The organism is Prevotella sp. khp1, assembly GCF_900102205.1.
GTDB lineage: Bacteria > Bacteroidota > Bacteroidia > Bacteroidales > Bacteroidaceae > Prevotella > Prevotella ruminicola.
The window spans coordinates 435,488-454,195 of sequence record NZ_FNJZ01000001.1 but is presented as its reverse complement, the minus strand read 5'-3'; the positions used below and the strand labels follow the sequence as shown (position 1 = coordinate 454,195).

Genomic DNA, 18,708 nt, shown 5'->3' with positions numbered 1-18,708 from the left:
TATGGGAAAGATTATCGTAGCTGGCATTGGTCCTGGTTCGCAGCAGGACATCACACCTGCAGTGCTCGAGGCAGTGCGACAGGCCGACGTGATAGTGGGCTATCAGTATTACTTTCAGTTTATCATGCCTTATGTAAAGGCCGACTGTGAGTGTATCGATACGGGCATGAAGAAGGAACGCCAGCGCGCTGAACAGGCTTTTGAACTGGCCGAACAGGATAAGACGGTGGTGGTGATCTCTTCGGGTGATGCCGGCATCTACGGTATGACGCCCTTGATCTATGAGATGCGCCGCGAACGTGGCTCGGATATCGAGATCGTGTCGCTGCCGGGCATATCCGCCTTCCAGAAGGCTGCCTCACTGTTGGGTGCGCCTATCGGGCATGATATGTGTATCATCTCGATGAGCGACCTGATGACGCCTTGGGAGGTGATAGAACGTCGCATAGTGGCGGCTGCGATGGGTGACTTTGTGACGGCAGTCTATAATCCCAAATCGCATGGGCGCTACTGGCAGCTTTATCGCTTGCAAGAGATATTCCTGCAGCATCGTTCGGCTGAAACCCCTGTGGGCTATGTGCGCCAGGCGGGTCGCGACGACGAGGTGGTGAAGTTGACGACTCTCGGCGCTTTCGACCCTGAGGATGTGGATATGTTTACCGTCATCATCATCGGTAATTCCCAGTCCTATATAGCTGACGGCCGACTGATTACGCCACGCGGTTACTACCGTGAGGTGGTGGCTGAAGGCGAGAAAGTGGGGCAGAACATCATGATAACCTCATTCCGCACCATCGCAAAGGAACTGAAACGACAGGACTATCCGCTCGACCATAAATGGGCACTGCTGCATGCCATCCATACTACAGCCGACTTTGATATGGAGAATATCCTGTATTCAGACGAAGGGGCTGTAGAAACGCTCTATCAGAAGGTGAAGGATGGCACACTGAAGACGATCATCAGCGATGTGACGATGGTGACCAGTGGTATCCGCAAGGGGGCGGTAGAGCGACTGGGTCTTAAGGTGAAATGTTATCTCTCAGACCCACGTGCCACTGAGATGGCTGAGCGCTTGGGTATCACGCGTACGCAGGCTGGCATTCGTCTGGCTGTGGAGGAGCATCCTGATGCACTGTTTGCTTTTGGCAATGCACCAACAGCGCTTATGGAACTGTGTGAACTGGTGCGCAAAGGCAAAGCGCATCCAGCCGGTATCATCGCGGCACCTGTGGGGTTTGTGCATGTGTGCGAGTCGAAACACATGGTGAAACCTTTCCGCGATATTCCCAAACTGATAGTGGAAGGACGTAAAGGCGGTAGCAATCTGGCTGCGACACTCTGTAATGCGATTCTGACTTTTGATGATGCTGCACAACTAAAACCTGGTCGCGACTTATGAAGAAGTTACACCCCCTGATGTTCGTTGGTACAGGCAGTGATGTGGGTAAGAGCATCCTAGCTGCAGCCTTCTGTCGCATCTTCCGTCAGGATGGATATGCGCCAGCGCCTTTTAAAGCACAGAATATGGCGCTTAACTCTTATGCCACACCCGACGGTTTCGAGATAGGACGTGCACAGGCTGTACAGGCCGAGGCAGCTGGCATCCCTTGTGAGACGGATATGAATCCGCTACTTCTTAAGCCCAGTTCTGACCATACGTCGCAAGTGGTGCTGCATGGCAAGCCATTGGGCAACAAGCATGCCTACGACTACTGGCGGCGGGGCTGTTCCGATATCGATTACCGACAGGAAGTATGCGGAGCCTTCGATCGCTTGGCGGCTCGCTATAATCCCATCGTGATGGAGGGCGCTGGCAGTATCTCGGAAATCAATTTGCGTGCAACCGACTTGGTGAATCTGCCGATGGCACGCCATGCGCAGGCGGATGTGATACTGGTGGGTGACATTGATAGAGGTGGCGTGTTTGCATCGGTCTATGGCAGTATTGCACTGCAGACACCTGAGGATAGAAAACTCATCAAGGGTATTATCATCAATAAGTTTCGTGGTGATATGCGTCTTTTCGACGAGGGGCGACGGATGCTCGAGGATCTGTGTGGAGTACCTGTGTTAGGCGTGGTGCCATACTATAAGGATATCTATATCGACGAGGAGGATTCGGTGGCGCTGGAGCAGAAGCGCCGGCAGTTGATAGCTGGAAAGGTGAACGTGGCAGTGGTGCTGTTGCGACATATCTCCAATTATACCGATTTCGACACCCTGGAGCGTCATCCGCGTGTGAACCTGTTTTATACCAATAATATCTCGGATCTGGAGCAGGCTGATATCATCATCCTGCCTGGCACGAAATCAACCCTCGACGACCTGTTGGAGTTGCGTCGGAACGGTTGTGCACAGACTATCATGCGCACCCATCGCGATGGTAAGATGGTGATAGGTATCTGTGGTGGTTATCAGATGCTGGGACTTTCGGTGGATGATCCTGATGGTGTGGAAGGTTCGATAGCCAGTCTGCCTGGTCTTGGACTGCTGCCCATCCACACCACCATGAGCGCAGAGAAGACCACCCGTCAGGTGAGTTTCCAGTTTAATGGTCAGACCTGTCAGGGTTACGAGATTCATCAGGGCGTGAGTGATACCGATGAGATGATCATGCAGACGGATCATTGTATTGGTACATATATTCACGGTTTCCTCGACAATCAGTCGGTTATCGACTATCTGTTGGGTACTAAGCAGACTGTCACAGCGCAGGATGCCGATTCTTTTAAGAACGAGCAGTATAATAAGTTGGCAGCCCACGTGCGCCAGCATGTTGATATACAGCGTATTTATGAGATTATGAGTCATGATTAATCCGATAGCATTATTGATAGGTTGGCTACTCGATTTGATATTCGGCGACCCAGTGAGGTTGCCGCATCCAATCGTGTGGTTTGGACGGATGATTGCCTTTGGTGAGAAGCATCTGAATCGCGGCACCCACCGCCAACTAAAAGGCGCCCTATTGGCCGTATCCCTGATAGTCGGTGTCTTCACCATCACATGCCTCATCCATTCATACCTCTCAGTTCTCAGTTCTCAGTTCTCACTTATCTTCGATGTCCTCATCGTATTCTATTGCTTAGCTGGCACCACGCTGATACGTGAGGTGCGCCAGGTGTTTCTGGCCTTAGACCGTTCACTGGACGAGGGTAGGGCGCAGGTGGCCCGTATCGTTGGTCGCGACACCTCAGAACTCACAGCCCAAGAGGTACGTACGGCAGCACTCGAGACTTTGGCCGAGAACCTGAGCGATGGAGTAATAGCGCCGCTGTTCTGGTTGATGTTGCTGGGCACACCTGGTATGCTGGCTTATAAGATGGTGAACACACTCGACTCGATGATTGGCTACCATACCGAACGCTACCTGCAGTTTGGCTGCTGGGCTGCCCGTATCGATGATGTAGCCAACTACATCCCCGCGCGCTTAACTGCGTTACTGATGGTTATTTGGTGCCCAAAGTGCCTTGGTTTCGTGCGCAAATACGGTTGCTGTCATGCTTCACCAAATAGCGGTTATCCTGAGGCTGCATTAGCCAGCATTCTGAATTGCAGGTTTGGTGGACCACATAAGTATTTCGGCGAAGTATTCGATAAACCTTATATTGGTGATAACGATCGCGAGTTGACTACAGCAGATATGAAAACAGCTGTACGAGTAAATCGCACAGCTGAAATCATCATGGTTGTTATCGTGTTAGCAAGTAGTCTTATTAGCCTACTTTAATCTCGATAGTCTTACTCAGTTTTCTGCTCTTATCGGTTACCTTCAAGATGACTGTTCCTGGCTGTTTAGCACCACGAACAATAACTACCAACTGACCTTTAAACAGTTTCATAGTAGGCTGTTTGAACGACTCTAAGCTGGTGGCATCGCCATTGCAGACAGCCTCGAAACTACCGGCACCCGTTACCTCGAAAGTCAACTGATCGTCGACCTCTGGAATCATGATGCCATTCTTATCAGTAAGTGATACAGTAACGAAGGCTAAATCGTCGCCATCGGCCTTCAGACATGGGGCATCGTGCTGTGTCCAAACATCACAAGCGATGGCTGATGGTTTGCCAGCTGTACGGATGGTCTGCTCGCCAGCCTTGTTGCCTTGGGTGTCGTAAACCACCACTTTTACCTCGCCTGGCTTGTAAACCACATTGTTCCAACGCAGACGATAACGGTCCAAACGCTCGGCTGGATTCTTAGTTACCTTACCCTGACTCTTACCATTTACAAAGAGTTCGCCTGCAGGATAATCGGTGTAGCAATAAACTGGTGTTACCTTGCCAACACGTTCCTTGCCAAAGCTCCAGTGAGGCAGCAGATGGATAGTATGCTGATCCTTGTTCCACTTAGAACGATACAGGAAATAACGATCCTTAGGCAGACCGGCCAAATCGCAGATACCGAAATAGCTGCTGCGTGCAGGCCAGTACTCATCGTATGGTGTAGGCTCACCCAGATAGTCGTAACCTGTCCAAACAAACTCACCAATCACCCAAGGCAGATCGTCCTGCATCACCCAATCGTCGTCGGGCAGATTACTCCACGAGCAATGCTCCACATCATAAGCCGAACACTGTCCGTCTTCTTTCAGTACGGCACCAGGAATATAACCAGGCGACCATGAGGCATACTGCGAGTTGTCCTTAATCTCGACAGGGAACTTATATACGCCGCGACTGCTGACGGTTGAAGCCGTTTCGGAACCTAACAGGAATCCCTGTGGCAGCTTATCGTAATACAGTTTATATTTAGGCAGTCGGTAGTTGTAGCCAGGTACATCCATCACGGCTGCAAAACCATAGTTTACGGCTTCATCTACACGGTCCATACCTTGTGTAACGGGACGTGAGGGGTCGAGCTGATGACAGAGATCCTGCAGGGCCTTGGCCATCTTCGGACCTTCGACTTTATTGCCTTGTTCAGGAATCTCGTTGCCGATACTCCACATGATGATGCTGGGATGATTACGGTTGGCAAGCACCAGGTTGGTGATATCCTTCGCCCACCACTCATCGAAGAAACGTGCATAACCATTCTTGCACTTGGGATATTTCCACATGTCGAAGCTCTCGGCCATCACCATCATACCCAACGAATCGCAAACATCCATCTGCATCTGACTGGGCATATTGTGCGATGTACGAATTGCATCGCAGCCCATCTCCTTCATCATCTTGATCTGACGGATCAAGGCACTCTTGTTGATGGCGGCACCCAACGGACCAAGGTCGTGATGCAAGCAAACACCCTTAATTTTGCGCGATACGCCATTAAGCCGGAAACCACCATCCTTTGAGCATTTGATGGTACGGATACCAAACTTCTGTGTTACTTCATCAAGCAGTTCGCCACTCTGCGAGTATTTGATGCGAGCAGTATATAAATAAGGTGACTCAGGGCTCCACAGCTGGGGCTGATTAACGGTTATAGCCATTTGTGCAATGCCTTCGTTGTTCAGGTCGTCACTACTGCCGCTTGCTACTACTTTACCAGTAGCATCGCAAATCTCCACATCGAATTTCAAACCACCATCCAGCGCACTGCCGATACCCACGTTTACATCAAGTACAGCCTGGTTGGCACTCAGTTCGCGGGTGCGGATATAAGTTTTCCAAGGATCAATCCATCCATATTTTGTAAGTACCAGTTTTACAGGACGGTAGATACCAGCGCCAGGATACCAGCGACTGCTCTCTTCTACATTCTGCAGATCAACCTCCAGCAGGTTGTCGCCTGTTTGTATAAATGGGGTGATATTCACGCGGAAGGTATTGTAGCCGTAGGCCCAATAGCCGGCCTGCATGCCGTTGATGCTTACGGTAGGTTCGGACATAGCCCCATCGAACACCAGCATTGCATGCTTGTAACCTTCTGGGATAGTGATGGTTCGCTTATAATGTCCTTCGCCAATCCAGGGCAGGGCACCCGAACGTCCACTCTTTTCGGTTGCTTCGGTTTCGCCATTCTGTTCGATAGCCACCTTCTGCAAGTCCCATTTCTTATCAAACGGTCCTGCAATAGCCCAATCGTGAGGCACACAAACGGTTTGCCAATCGGATTTGTTTTGTGAGAAGAGCCAGTTATCGCTCAATGTGATTTCCTGTCGCTGTTGGGCAAACACCGATAACGGGGCTGCCAACAGCATTGTAATTAGTCCCTTTTTCATTTCAATTTGTTATTAGTAATCATTATTTTGCTGCAAATTTACTAATAATTTTCCGAAATAGTTGGCTATTTGATAGTTTATTTGTATTTTTGCGGCTAAATTTCGGATTTTAAAAGTAAATAGGTATATGAAACACCAGTTACGCAGCGCAGTCTGCACAGAAGGACGTAGAATGGCTGGAGCCCGCGCATTGTGGGTAGCCACGGGTATGAAACACGAGCAGTTTGGCAAACCCATTATTGCCATTGTGAACTCGTTTACCCAGTTTGTGCCCGGTCATACACATCTTCACGAGATTGGTCAGATTGTGCGCGAGGAAATCGAAAAGATGGGCTGCTATGCTGCCGAATTCAATACGATTGCTATCGACGACGGTATTGCTATGGGTCACGATGGTATGCTGTACTCGCTGCCCAGTCGTGATATTATTGCCGACAGCGTAGAGTATATGGTAAACGCCCATAAGGCCGATGCCATGATTTGCATATCAAACTGTGATAAGGTTACACCTGGTATGCTGATGGCCTCAATGCGACTGAATATTCCTACGGTGTTTTGTAGTGGTGGCCCGATGGAGGCTGGTAAATGGCGCGGCGAGAATGCCGACCTGATTACCGCCATGATTAAAGGTGCCGACCCAAGTGTGACCGACGACGAAATCAAGGAGATAGAACAGTGTGCTTGTCCTGGTTGCGGTAGCTGCTCGGGTATGTTTACAGCCAACTCGATGAACTCGCTTACTGAGGCCATCGGACTGTCGCTGCCTGGTAATGGTACCATTTTGGCAACTCACACCAATCGTATCGAACTGTTCAAGGCTGCTGCCCGTCAGGTGGTAAAGAACGCCTTTGCTTACTACGAGAATGGCGACGAGAGCGTATTGCCACGCAATATTGCTACCCGCAAGGCCTTTATGAATGCGATGGCTCTGGATATCGCTATGGGTGGTAGTACCAATACGGTGCTGCACTTGTTGGCTGTGGCTCAGGAAGCTGGTGCCGACTTCACCATGAAGGATATCGACGCTCTGAGCCGCAAGGTTCCCTGCTTGTGTAAGCTGGCTCCTAACACCCAGAAGTACTCGGTACAGGAGTGCGGTCGTGCAGGTGGTATTCTTGGTATTCTGAACGAGCTGAATAAAGGTGGATTGATTGATGGCACAGCCCCACGTGTGGATGGCTTGACACTCAACGAGGCCATGCAGAAATATAGTATTGTGGATGGTGCTGTAGATGCCGAAGCTAATCGCATTTATCAGACGGCTCCTGGCAATCGCTTCTCAACCAAGATGGGATCGCAGAGCGAAGAGTGGGGCACACTTGATACCGACCGCGAAAACGGTTGTATCCGCGACTTGGCCCATGCTTACACCAAGGATGGCGGACTGGCCGTACTGTTTGGTAACATTGCCCAGGACGGTTGCGTAGTTAAGACCGCTGGTGTAGATGAGAGTCTGTGGCACTTCGAGGGCCCTGCTGTGGTGTTCGACTCACAAGAGGATGCCTGCGAGGGCATTCTGGGTGGCAAGGTAAAGAGTGGCGACTGCGTGGTGATTACCCACGAGGGACCAAAGGGAGGTCCTGGTATGCAGGAGATGCTGTATCCTACCAGCTATATCAAGAGCATGCACCTGGGTAAGGAGTGTGCGCTGATTACCGATGGTCGTTTCTCGGGTGGTACATCAGGTTTGAGTATCGGTCATATCTCACCCGAGGCTGCCAATGGTGGTAACATCGGCAAGGTAAAGGATGGCGATATCATCGTGATTGATATTCCCAGTCGTTCTATCAGCGTAAAACTGAGCGACGACGAACTGGCAGCACGCCCACAGCAGCCACTTAAGCGTAACCGCGTGGTTAGCAAGGCATTGCGCGCCTACGCCCAGAGTGTATCGAGTGCCGATAAAGGCGGTGTTAGAATAATCGACTAAATGGTCAATGATCAATGTACAATGAATTATGAAGGATAGAATAACAGGTGCAAAGGCGCTGATGAGGGCGTTGAAGGCCGAGGGTGTAAAAACCATTTTTGGTTATCCCGGCGGTTCGATCATGCCTACCTACGATGCGCTCTTTGATTATACACGAGGCGAAAAGAAATGTTTCGACCATATATTGGTGCGCCACGAACAAGGTGCAACCCATGCCGCTGAGGGCTATGCCCGCGTTAGTGGCGAGGTAGGTGTAGTTTTGGTAACCAGCGGTCCTGGTGTCACCAATACGTTAACAGGTATTGCCGATGCCATGATGGACTCTACACCTATCGTGGTGATTGCCGGTCAGGTGCCAACAGGCGCTCTGGGTACAGACTTCTTCCAGGAGGTAGATTTGGTTGGCGTATCGCAGCCTATCTCAAAGTGGAGCTACCAGATTCGTCATGCCGAAGATGTTGCCTGGGCTGTAAGTCGTGCTTTCTATATTGCCCGTACGGGTCGTCCTGGTCCTGTGGTACTCGATTTTACCAAGAACGCACAGGTAGAGGAGATCGACTGGGAGCCCATGAAGTGCGACTTCATTCGTTCGTATGTACCTTATCCAAAGCTGGATAACGAGGCTGTACGCAAGGCTGCCGAACTGATTAATAATGCCAAGAAACCTTTGGCTCTTGTTGGTCAGGGTGTAGAGCTGGGTAATGCACAGAAAGAGCTGCAGGCATTCCTCGAAAAGGCTGATATCCCTGCTGGTCGTACCATGTTAGGCCTCTCGGCATTGCCATCAAACCATCCACTCAATGTGGGTATGCTGGGTATGCACGGTAACTATGCCGTGAACCTGAAGGAGCAGGAGTGCGATGTGCTGATTGCTATCGGTATGCGTTTCAGCGATCGCGTAACTGGTAATCTGAAAACCTACGCCAAACAGGCCAAGATTATTCACTTGGATATCGATCGTAGCGAGATAGATAAGAACGTAAAGACCGACGTAGCTGTAGTAGCTGATTGTAAGGAATCGTTACCTGCTATCACAGCGCTGATTGAGGCCAACGACCATCAGAAGTGGCGCGACTCGTTTAAGGAGTTAGACGCTATGGAGCGCGAAAAGGTCATCGAGCCAGCCATCCATCCAACCGAAGGTCCGCTGAAGATGGGCGAGGTAGTAAACGTGGTAGCCGAGATGTCTCCAGACGACACCGTTCTTGTTACGGATGTTGGTCAGAACCAGCTGTTTGCAACCCGTTACTTTAAGTATCACCACAAGCGCAGTTTGTGTACCAGCGGTGGTTTGGGAACTATGGGCTACGGTTTGCCCGCAGCCATCGGTGCAACCTTTGCCGACCCTAACCGTACGGTATGCTGCTTTATGGGCGATGGCGGATTCCAGATGTGTATTCAGGAACTGGGCACCATCATGGAGCAGCAGAAGCCTGTAAAGATGATTGTGATGAACAATCACTACCTGGGTAACGTACGCCAGTGGCAGGATATGTTCTGGATGCGCCGTAAATCGTTCACCAAGATGATGAACCCTAACTACGAGCTCATTGCCAAAGGTTATGGTATTAACTATGCGGCAGCAGTCGATCGTAAGGATCTGCCCGGCCTTGTAAAGAAGATGCTTACTACCGATGGCCCATTCCTGCTGGAGTGCGCCATCCTCGAGGAGGATAATGTTCTGCCAATGACACCTCCAGGTATGGACGTTGACAAAATGCAGCTTGAGATTTAATAGTTTTGATAATTATGGAAAATAAGAAGAAATTATATACACTGCTGGTTTACTCGGAGAATGTGGCTGGTATTCTGAATCAGATTACAGCTGTATTCACCCGTCGCCAGGTAAATATCGAGAGCTTGAATGTATCGGCATCAAGTATTCCTGGCGTACATAAGTACACCATCACTGCTTGGAGCAACGAAGATCAGATAGTAAAGATTACCCGTCAGATTGAGAAGAAGATAGATGTGGTAAAGGCCAACTTCTTTACCGACGAACAGCTGTTTATCCGTGAATCGGGTCTTTACAAGCTGTCAACCCCGATGGTGCTCGAGAATCCTGAGATATCGCGTACTATCCGCAGGTTCCAGGCCAGCATGATCGAGGTGAATCCCACCTATACCATTGTACAGATGCATGGTGTAACCGAGGATATTATTTCGTTGTTCCGCGCCCTCGACACGTTTGGTTGCGTGCTACAGTACACCCGTAGTGGACGTATTGCCGTAACCCGTGGTATGCAGGAGCAGGTTAGTGAATTCTTAGAGTCGAGACAGGAGAATGGATAAAGTAGGAAAATATGAATTTTTAGCAGAGCCCTTTCACTGCGACTTTTCGCAGCGATTGTTTATGGGCCATATGGGCAATCACATGCTGAATGCTGCCGATTATCACTCGTCGGCACGTGGTTTTGGCATGAAATATCTCATGACCATCAAGCGTTCGTGGGTACTCTCACGACTGGCCATCGAGATGGACGAGATGCCACAGATGTACACTAAGTTTAATGTTGAGACATGGGTTGAGAGTGCTATGCGTTTCTTTACCAGTCGTAACTTCCGTGTAGTAGGCGAGGATGGTAAGGTATATGGCTACGGACGCAGTATCTGGGCCATGATTGATACCGAAACCCGCCAGCCAACCGATATCTTTGCGATTGACAACGGTGCCATCAACAACTGGATTGTAGATGACAAGGAATGCCCCATTGATAAAGGCGGTCGTGTAAAGATGGACGATAGCGCCCAGCTGGTTGGTACAGTAGAAACCAAATATAACGATGTAGATATCAATGGGCATATCAATTCCGTGAAGTACATCGAGCATGTGCTCGACTTATGGGATTTGGATTGGTATCGTGAGCATCAGATTAAGCGTTTCGAAATAGCTTACGTAGCCGAGGCCCATCAGGGTGATACGCTCTCGTTCTACCGCATGCAGACAGGCGAGAACGAATATTGCATCCGCATCTGCAAAGATGGCGATACCGAATGTTGCCGAAGCAAGGTAATATTTAAGTAAAAAACAAAAAGGTTAGCGAGTTGCTAACCTTTTTTGTTGTGATTCGGTTGGGGCTAGAACCTACCTTGATAATCAACTATTTACGAGCCTTTTTGTTACCCAGTGGACAGCGGTAGCAAAAGTGATCTTCACTCCAGTATATCAATTCTCAGGGAGCATCCCTTTGCTCCTTTCCTACTAACTAACTTAGTTAGTTGTTTAGGACAATGCAAAGATAATCATTTTTTGTGTTACCACCAAATTATATCAAGAAATAATTAAAAAGTACTTAAAAAAGTACATAAACATTTGGAAGATTATAATAAATTGCCTATCTTTGCCGCCGTAACATATAAATGAATAGAATTATGACAGCATTATCATTTACCGATTTCAGAAAGAACATGGCCAGTTCATTCGACCGTGTCGATGCTGGTGAGTTTGTATTCATTAACCGAGGCAATAAAAAGAAATATGCAATCGTGTTAATGGATGATGACGATCTCTCTATCACGCCAAAAATGGCAGAAAAGATAGAGAAGGCTCGAAAAGAGTACCAGGAAGGCAAAACACTTAAGTTTGAGAGTGCAAAAGATGCCCAGAAATGGATGGAGGAATTATGAATTATAAGATAGAATTTTCTGAGGACGCACAAAAAGTCATTAAGAAGTGGAAGAAATCGAATCCTAATTCTTTCAAGAAACTCTATAAACTCTTACCAGAACTAGAAGAGCATCCAAGAACAGGCACAGGGCATCCTGAGGCACTTAAAGGAGGCAATGATGTGACATATTCACGTCATTTGTCTGGTCATGACCGAATAATATACGATATATATGATGAAGTAGTAACTGTCCTTGTTTTGGAATTAGAGGGCCATTATAATGACAAATAACAACTATTACTTAAAGAACAAAATCCCTAACCAAAAACTTTCAGACTTTATAATAAACGTTTGAATTTCCAACATTTTTTTGTTTTTATGTAGTTTTTTGTATCCTTCTTGCGACTTATTATCAAAGTTTATTTATCAAGACTAAAATGAAAGATTTAGAACAAGAGTTTGAACAATTAGTGAGAGAACATCGAGGCACAATTTACACCGTCTGCTACATGTTCTCTAACGACCAGGATGAAGTGGCCGATTTGTTTCAGGAGGTGCTTATAAACCTATGGAACAGTTTGCCATCGTTTAAGGGACGTAGTGATGTGCGCTCATGGATCTACCGCGTAAGCCTTAACGTGTGCATCTCGCTCGACCGCAAGAAGCGCCGTCGCAAAACAGTTCCTTTAACAATGGGTGTCAATCCCTTTGAGGAAACAGAATCCAACCAGAACTCACGACAGATGGATATGCTACGACGACGCATCGCCAAATTAGGCCAATTCGATCGTGCTATCATCTTGCTGTGGTTGGAGAATATTAGCTATGAGGAGATTGCCGCCATTATGGGAATCACTGTCAAAAACGTTTCTGTTCGACTCTATCGCATCAAGGAGGAATTAAAAAACATGTCAAACGAATAAAAACAAAATTATGGAAAATCAGAATGACAACTTGCAGGAATTGGAATTACTTCGCCAACAAGTGGCCGATTTTAAGAACCGCATGGATGAGCAGGAGATAGTAAATAGAAAACTATTGATGGCTGCAACAACAAAAGGACATATTTCATGGATAAAACAGCTTAATATCGGGGGAGCTATCATAAATATAGTGATGATACCAATAGTGATTCTGGTATTTAGAAACATTGTAGGTTGTTCATGGGGCCCGATTCTGTTCTGTGAACTGATACTTATCCTTAGTGCTGCCTTCGGCATCTGGAACATAAGTACCATTCGTGATAAGCATCTGCTATGTGACAACGTGCTCAGTGTACAGCAGCGACTTACAGCTTTCAGGCGCAGGGAGAAACTTTCCTTTTTTATTGTTTTACCAATCCTTCTGTTATGGATAGTATGGATTTTATTTGATATTTATTATGGCACAAATATTCCATTACCCTCAACTACCCATTTAATCGAGGATGCCGTAATCATTCTTATAGGTCTTTCATTTGTTTTCTATATCTTCTACCGCGAGAAGCGTACGCTTAATAAAACCATCAAGGAGATAGATGACTTTGCCGATAAGAAATAAAAGCAGGATTTTTATTATAAAAATACAAAGTGGGATATTATATAATATCCCACTTTTTCGTGATTCGGTTGGGGCTCGAACCCAAGACCTACTGCTTAGAAGGCAGTTGCTCTATCCAGCTGAGCTACCGAACCAGCCTTGTTTGACTTCTTTTTAAGAAATCGGCTGCAAAGGTAGTTATTTTTTTCGAACCTACCAAACTTTTCCTTGAAATCTTTGCAAAGTTTATTTGGATGTTACTTCTTTGCAGGCTTCCAGTTGCCGAAGATGATGCGACCGTAAGGCGAATTCCTGGATACCTGCACACCTACATAGCTTGAGAAACCACCTACATAAAAGTCCTGATAGTTATAAGTAACGCTGTCGATCTCTACGCTCTTGCAGCTGTCGTTACCAGCCTCGATGCTCTTAGCACGCTCTTCGAACGAACGATAAACAGAGTCGGGGATACCCTTGTAGAAGTACACAATCAGAGTATCGCGGAACTGTCCACCGTCCAGATATTCGCCTGGTTTGTGCTCCTTAATGCGGAACTCCGGGAACTTCAGTCCCGTATCTCTGCTCACTTTGGCGGCCGTATCGTAGATACCTTTACGATTCTCCGGATTGGCCATATGGTTTCGCGCTCCCTGAGCGCCTGCAATTGACGTAACAGTGATGGCTAATAGAATAATAAAAATACAAAGCGCAATAACTGCGTAACCCAATAAAAGATATTTCTTTTTCATGCCCCAAATAGGTTATTAGTTGATAAATACGATGCAAAAATACTAAAAAATCTGTAGTTTGCAAACATTTTAAGCATTTTTTTATACCTTTGCACCCGCTTATATATATAATAAGGTATAAACTGGATGAAGAGATTGATAATTATGGCCATAAGCTGCGTGATAATGAGTGCCCCTATGAGCGCTCAGCGTAAGCAGATTGGCGAAGCACGAACCATACTGAAGAGTGGGAAGAATTTAGAGCAGGCAGAGAAGCTGATGACCGACTTGCTGAAGGATTCTGCCAACCAGCAGAACGTACGTATATACGACATCTGGTTGCAGTCGGTTGAGAAGCAGTATCTGGCCATTAACGAGAAGATGTATATCAAGCAGAAGGTTGATACAGCTGCCTTCTTTAATCTGGCTAAGCGTATGTTTACCGTAGCCGAGAAATTGGATTCTATCGATGCCATACCCGACAAGAAAGGTAACTCGCACCCCGAATATCGCAAGGATAACGCTGCCAAGATGAATGGTTATCGCCCCAATATCTATTACGGAGGCGCCCACCATCTGAAGAAGGGCGATTTCAAGACCGCACTTGAATTCTTTGAGACCTATCTCGACTGCGACCGACAGCCGTTGTTTACAGGCTACGACTATATGTACAAGGACCCCAAGATGGGCGAGGTGGCTTACTGGGCTACCTATTGCGGCTATCGCTTGAACGACCCTGTACTTACCCTGCGCCATGCAGCTACAGCCCAGCGCGACGAGCAGAAGCTGGAGTACACCTTGCAGTATATGGCCGAAGCATGGGATAAACTCAACGACGACTCGATGCATATCGCAACCCTTTGGCAGGGCTTTAAGAAGTACCCCAAATCCAACTACTTCTTTCCCCGACTGATGGATGTTTACAACACTCGCGGCAACTATCAGATGGCTGACAGTGTGGTTAACGAGGCATTGGCTATCGACTCGCTCAACGAGCTGTATCTGTTTGCCAAGAGCACCGTGATGCTGAACATGAAGAAGTATAGCGACTGCCTGAAGTTCAGCGAGCAGCTGATTGAGGTAAACCCAGAGCAGCCCGACATTTATTACACAGCCGGTTTGGCCTGCTTGAACATTGCTCAGCGCATGGATCCCCGAAAGAACAAGAAGCAGATTCTGAAGATGTACGAAAAGGCTCGCCCCTATATGGAAAAATATCGCGAAATGGCTCCAAGGGAGCTCGATAAGTGGGCGCCCGCATTATATCGCATCTACTTCAACCTGAATATGGGTAAACAGTTTGATGAAATCGATAAACTGTTGAAGAAGTAAGATAAGAAGAATTAATTAGTTAATGAATTATAAAACGAGAGATGATTTAGGTCGTTTCTCGTTTTATTTTTGTAATTTCGCAAAATAGAATTTATTTATAATCTAAAGAAATAAAACAGAAAGATTATGGCAGACAACGCTCAACTGATTGCTCAGTGCGAGGCACGGGCTAAGGAATGGCTTTCTCCAGCCTTTGATGAGGAGACACGTAAGGAAGTACAGGCAATGCTCGACAATGCTGACAAGACAGCGCTGATCGATGCTTTCTATCAGAATCTTGAGTTTGGTACAGGTGGCCTTCGTGGTATTATGGGTGCTGGTACCAACCGCATGAACAAGTACATTGTAGGTATGGCTACACAGGGTTTTGCCAACTATATCCTGAAGGCATTCCCAGGCAAGCAGAGCTCGGTTGTTGTAGGTCACGATTGCCGCAACAACGGTCGTATGTTTGCTGAGACTGTAGCAGACATTTTCTCGGCTAACGGCATTAAGGTTTATCTGTTCGAGAGCCTTCGCCCAACACCTGAGATTTCGTTCGCCATCCGTCAGCTGGGCTGTCAGGCTGGCGTAAACGTAACCGCATCGCACAACCCTCGTGAGTATAATGGCTACAAGGCATACTGGGACGATGGTGCTCAGGTGCTGGCTCCACACGATAAGGGTATCATCGACGAGGTTAACAAGGTAAAGATCGAGGACGTTAAGTTCAATGGTAACAAGGAGCTCATCGACATCATCGGTGGTGAGATGGACTGGGATTACCTGCAGGCTGTTAAGGAGGCTATGGTTGATCAGGATGTCATCCTGCGCCAGAAGGACCTGAATATCGTTTACAGCCCCATGCACGGAACTGGTCGCGTCATTATTCCTGAGGCTCTGCGTTCATGGGGCTTCCAGAATATCCACGTGGTTCCCGAGCAGATGGTTATCGATGGTAACTTCCCCACAGTAGTTAGTCCTAACCCCGAGAATGCCGAGGCTATGACACTGGGTATGAAGCTGGGTACACGCCTGAATGCCGACCTGGTAATCGCTTCTGACCCAGATGCCGACCGTTTGGCTATCGTTTGCCGCAACGCTAAGGGCGAGTGGGAGATTCTGAATGGTAACCAGACCTGTATGATGTTCTCATGGTACATCATCGCCAACAAGAAGAAGCTCGGTCAGCTCAAGGGCAACGAGTTCCTGGTAAAGACCATCGTTACTACCGAGGTGATTGCCGAGATTGCTAAGAAGAACGGCGTAGAGTATCGCGACTGCTATACAGGCTTCAAGTGGATTGCCAACGAGATTCGCATCTCTGAGGGCGTTAAGAAGTACATCGGTGGTGGTGAGGAGAGCTTCGGATTCCTGCCATTCGATAAGGTTCGCGATAAGGATTCTCCAGCATCTATCTGCTTGATTTGTGAGATTGCTGCATGGGCTCGCGATAACGGTATGACTCTGTACGACCTGCTGATGAACATCTACAAGGAGTACGGATTCTCTAAGGAGGTAACCATCAATGTGGTTCGTCCTGGTAAGACCGGTGCCGACGAGATTAAGCAGATGATGGCCGACTTCCGTGCTAATCCTCCAAAGGAGCTGGGCGGTAGCAAGGTTTGCTTGTGGAAGGACTATCAGACTCTAGAGGCTAAGAAGGCCGACGGTAGTGTTGAGAAGTTGAATATGCCTGACACCAGCAACGTTCTGCAGTGGTTCTGCGAGGATGGTACAAAGGTATCAGTTCGTCCTTCAGGTACCGAGCCAAAGATTAAGTTCTACACCGAGGTGAAGGATGCCAGCTTTAAGGATGCTGCCGATTACGAGCGCTGCACCAAGGCTGCCGAGGAGAAGATCGAGGCCCTGAAGAAGAGCTTGAATCTCTAAAGCATATACATAAAAAAAAAGAAGCCCTCGTCACATCGGCGAGGGCTATTTTTATACCTTTTAGTAGAATATCATTGAAAGCAGATAAGCTACTATCGTAGAGGTGAATACGCTAATCAAACCAGGCATCATAAACGAGTGGTTCAGCAGGTATTTACCAATCACCGTAGTACCCGAACGGTCGAAGTTAACGGTAGCGATATCCGATGGGTAGTTAGGGATAAAGAAGTAACCGTAAACGGCTGGCAGTACACCCAGCAGTACGGGACCAGGTATACCCAGTTTATAGGCCAACGGCAGCATGGCTACAACCACTGCACCTTGCGAGTTGATGAGCACCGAAACCAGGAAGAATACGATAGCAATACTCCATGGATATTCCTTGACAATGTCAGCCAGCATCGACTGCATCTCGCTCATGTAGTTCGAGAAGTATGTGTCGGCCAACCAGGCGATACCATAGATGGCAACTACCGCAACCATACCTGATTGCCAAACCGGACCAGCCACCGCCTTCTTAGGTTGTGCCTTACAGAAGATAATCATCAGCGCAGCTGCCGAAATCATTACAATCTGAATCACCAAGTTCATCTTCAGGTCCACCATACCTTTCTCGGTAAATCCTTCGGCCACAACACCAGCTTTTGCCAGCGCCGAAGCCGTGATGGTAACACCGCTTGCAAGCGTCAAATCGCCAGCACCCTTAACCGCCTTAACGGTGGGGTAAGAAGGCAGCAGGTCGGGTAGGGCAGCAAACACTACGATAACAGCCAGCGCACCCAGGAAGATAAATACGGCATTCTTAGCCGACTGTGGAATCTGTCTGTCGAGTGTGGTAGCGTTCGAACCGTAGATATACTCGCGCTGAATAGGATCGGCAATCTTCTTCTGGAACTCAGGATCCTTGTCCAGGTCCAGTCCGCGATGATACGAAGCGGCAGCAGCTGCCATCAGTCCGCAAAGACAAGCAGGAATGCTGATCATGAGTACACGAGGAATGGTGATGTCGAAGTGGTTGGCATTAGAAATGGTGACGAAGGCCACCACAGCCGCAGCAATAGGCGAACACGTGATACCAACCTGCGAGGCAATAGAGGCAACACCACACGGGCGCTCCGGACGGATGCCTTTCTTAAGCGCGATGTCGCAGATGATAGGCATCAGCGTGTAAACCACGTGACCTGTTCCTACCAGCACCGTCAGGAAGAATGTGCACAGCGGTGCAAAAAACGTGATGTGGTCAGGATGCTTGCGCAGCAGCTTTTCGGCTATCTGTATCAGCCAGTCCATACCGCCCGAAGCCTGCATGATTCCTGCACACGTTACAGCAGCAATGATGATGTAAATAACATCTGTTGGTGGCGTTCCTGGTTTAAGTCCGAAGCCAAACACCAGAATAGCCAATCCAATTCCCGAAATAGCTCCCAAGGCCAGACTGCCATAACGGGAACCAACCCACAGTGCACCAAGAACGATACAGAGCTGCAGAACCATTGTAAATGTAATCATACGTTAAAATTCGATTGTTTTAAGTTGTTATTATTAGA

At 47.9% G+C, this 18,708-nt stretch carries 16 protein-coding genes and 1 tRNA gene; 13 read left to right on the top strand and 4 right to left on the bottom strand.

The genetic code is table 11. The annotated features are described in order from the left end of the window. The first annotated feature begins 1 nt into the window (after nucleotide 1). The 3 genes from cobJ to cbiB are packed head-to-tail and all read left to right on the top strand — an operon-like array spanning nucleotide 2 to nucleotide 3,733. Entirely contained in the window at nucleotides 2–1,402 is a 1,401-nt protein-coding gene (gene cobJ / locus BLR73_RS02015) for a precorrin-3B C(17)-methyltransferase (RefSeq protein ID WP_091858356.1), read from the top strand. Beyond that, nucleotides 1,399–2,820 (top strand): cobyric acid synthase, encoded by a 1,422-nt coding sequence (locus BLR73_RS02010; RefSeq protein ID WP_091858353.1) that lies wholly within the window; start codon nucleotides 1,399–1,401, stop codon nucleotides 2,818–2,820. The genes cobJ and BLR73_RS02010 overlap by 4 nt, the downstream gene beginning before the upstream one ends. Further along, nucleotides 2,813–3,733 (top strand): adenosylcobinamide-phosphate synthase CbiB, encoded by a 921-nt coding sequence (cbiB, locus tag BLR73_RS02005; RefSeq protein ID WP_091858350.1) that lies wholly within the window; start codon nucleotides 2,813–2,815, stop codon nucleotides 3,731–3,733. The genes BLR73_RS02010 and cbiB overlap by 8 nt, the downstream gene beginning before the upstream one ends. Here the strand turns inward: cbiB and BLR73_RS02000 are convergent. Beyond that, nucleotides 3,720–6,173, bottom strand: a complete 2,454-nt coding sequence (locus BLR73_RS02000; protein ID WP_091858347.1) for a glycoside hydrolase family 2 TIM barrel-domain containing protein — start codon at nucleotides 6,171–6,173, stop codon at nucleotides 3,720–3,722. The two genes, cbiB and BLR73_RS02000, sit on opposite strands and share 14 nt — an antisense overlap. 127 nt (nucleotides 6,174–6,300) lie before the next feature. On the opposite strand from BLR73_RS02000, the gene ilvD reads away from it, so the two are divergent. From ilvD to BLR73_RS01960, 8 genes are all read left to right on the top strand, one after another. After that, nucleotides 6,301–8,103 carry a dihydroxy-acid dehydratase gene (gene ilvD, locus BLR73_RS01995; RefSeq protein WP_091858344.1) on the top strand — a complete coding sequence of 601 codons (1,803 nt, stop codon included), beginning with the start codon at nucleotides 6,301–6,303 and terminating at the stop codon, nucleotides 8,101–8,103. Between the two features lie 25 nt (nucleotides 8,104–8,128). Further along, a complete protein-coding gene (gene ilvB, locus BLR73_RS01990) occupies nucleotides 8,129–9,838 on the top strand; it encodes a biosynthetic-type acetolactate synthase large subunit (RefSeq protein ID WP_033151088.1) in 1,710 nt (569 codons plus the stop codon). A gap of 14 nt (nucleotides 9,839–9,852) precedes the next feature. Beyond that, nucleotides 9,853–10,395, top strand: a complete 543-nt coding sequence (ilvN, locus tag BLR73_RS01985) for an acetolactate synthase small subunit (protein WP_013063605.1) — start codon at nucleotides 9,853–9,855, stop codon at nucleotides 10,393–10,395. Beyond that, nucleotides 10,388–11,128: an acyl-[acyl-carrier-protein] thioesterase gene (locus BLR73_RS01980; protein WP_013064244.1), complete on the top strand. Its 741-nt coding sequence runs from the start codon at nucleotides 10,388–10,390 to the stop codon at nucleotides 11,126–11,128. The genes ilvN and BLR73_RS01980 overlap by 8 nt, the downstream gene beginning before the upstream one ends. A 347-nt stretch (nucleotides 11,129–11,475) precedes the next feature. Next, the gene (locus BLR73_RS01975) at nucleotides 11,476–11,730 is read left to right on the top strand and encodes a type II toxin-antitoxin system Phd/YefM family antitoxin (protein WP_143010858.1); all 255 of its coding nucleotides are present in this window, start codon (nucleotides 11,476–11,478) and stop codon (nucleotides 11,728–11,730) included. Continuing rightward, on the top strand, nucleotides 11,727–12,002 hold the full coding sequence (locus tag BLR73_RS01970; RefSeq protein ID WP_028913178.1) for a type II toxin-antitoxin system YoeB family toxin: 276 nt from the start codon (nucleotides 11,727–11,729) through the stop codon (nucleotides 12,000–12,002). Before BLR73_RS01975 ends, BLR73_RS01970 begins: the two co-directional genes overlap by 4 nt. A 146-nt stretch (nucleotides 12,003–12,148) precedes the next feature. Next, entirely contained in the window at nucleotides 12,149–12,634 is a 486-nt protein-coding gene (locus tag BLR73_RS01965) for an RNA polymerase sigma factor (protein ID WP_091858338.1), read from the top strand. A gap of 10 nt (nucleotides 12,635–12,644) precedes the next feature. Further along, nucleotides 12,645–13,250, top strand: a complete 606-nt coding sequence (locus BLR73_RS01960) for a hypothetical protein (protein ID WP_091858335.1) — start codon at nucleotides 12,645–12,647, stop codon at nucleotides 13,248–13,250. Between the two features lie 60 nt (nucleotides 13,251–13,310). On the opposite strand, the gene BLR73_RS01955 is transcribed toward BLR73_RS01960, so the two are convergent. Continuing rightward, a tRNA-Arg gene (locus BLR73_RS01955) sits at nucleotides 13,311–13,384 on the bottom strand. A gap of 102 nt (nucleotides 13,385–13,486) precedes the next feature. Further along, complete coding sequence (locus BLR73_RS01950; RefSeq protein ID WP_091858332.1) at nucleotides 13,487–13,864, bottom strand: hypothetical protein; 378 nt, start codon at nucleotides 13,862–13,864, stop codon at nucleotides 13,487–13,489. A 240-nt stretch (nucleotides 13,865–14,104) separates the two neighbouring features. Here BLR73_RS01950 and BLR73_RS01945 point away from each other — a divergent pair, with 240 nt between their 5' ends. Next, nucleotides 14,105–15,289, top strand: a complete 1,185-nt coding sequence (locus tag BLR73_RS01945) for a tetratricopeptide repeat protein (RefSeq protein WP_091858329.1) — start codon at nucleotides 14,105–14,107, stop codon at nucleotides 15,287–15,289. Between the two features lie 126 nt (nucleotides 15,290–15,415). After that, entirely contained in the window at nucleotides 15,416–17,161 is a 1,746-nt protein-coding gene (locus tag BLR73_RS01940; RefSeq protein ID WP_028908263.1) for a phospho-sugar mutase, read from the top strand. A 60-nt stretch (nucleotides 17,162–17,221) separates the two neighbouring features. Here the strand turns inward: BLR73_RS01940 and BLR73_RS01935 are convergent, their stop codons facing one another. Further along, nucleotides 17,222–18,670: an anaerobic C4-dicarboxylate transporter gene (locus BLR73_RS01935; protein WP_033151085.1), complete on the bottom strand. Its 1,449-nt coding sequence runs from the start codon at nucleotides 18,668–18,670 to the stop codon at nucleotides 17,222–17,224. Nucleotides 18,671–18,708 lie beyond the last annotated feature (38 nt).